Source organism: Bradyrhizobium cosmicum (genome assembly GCF_032290525.1).
Taxonomy (GTDB): Bacteria; Pseudomonadota; Alphaproteobacteria; order Rhizobiales; family Xanthobacteraceae; genus Bradyrhizobium; species Bradyrhizobium cosmicum_A.
This window is the reverse complement of the sequence record NZ_JASXTA010000129.1, coordinates 1-293: the sequence shown is the minus strand read 5'-3', so window position 1 is coordinate 293 and position 293 is coordinate 1. Positions and strand designations below refer to the sequence as shown.

Here is a 293-nt window from a genome sequence, read left to right as displayed (position 1 = left end):
GCTATACCCTGCTTGCCGCTGCCATGGGCTCGCATGTCGCAGCGCCAGTGCTGACGCCGAACCTCAAATACGATCCCGTTGCCGACTTCGTGCCGATCGGCATCACCGCGCATTCCCCGGCAGTCGTGATCGCGCGGAAGGATTTCCCGGCAAACGACCTGAAGGAGTTCGTCGCAGCGCTGCGGCAACGGGGCGACGCGGTGAAGCAGGCTCATGGCGGCGTCGGTGCCTCCTCGCATATGGCGTGCCTGCTGTTCACCGCGGAGCTCGGCGCGAAGCCGGCGCTCGTTGCC

At 66.6% G+C, this 293-nt stretch carries 1 protein-coding gene; it reads left to right on the top strand.

Annotation, left to right across the window (positions count from 1 at the left end):
* On the top strand, positions 1-293 hold a 293-nt coding region (locus QSV46_RS39360; protein ID WP_314964040.1), incomplete at both ends, for a tripartite tricarboxylate transporter substrate-binding protein.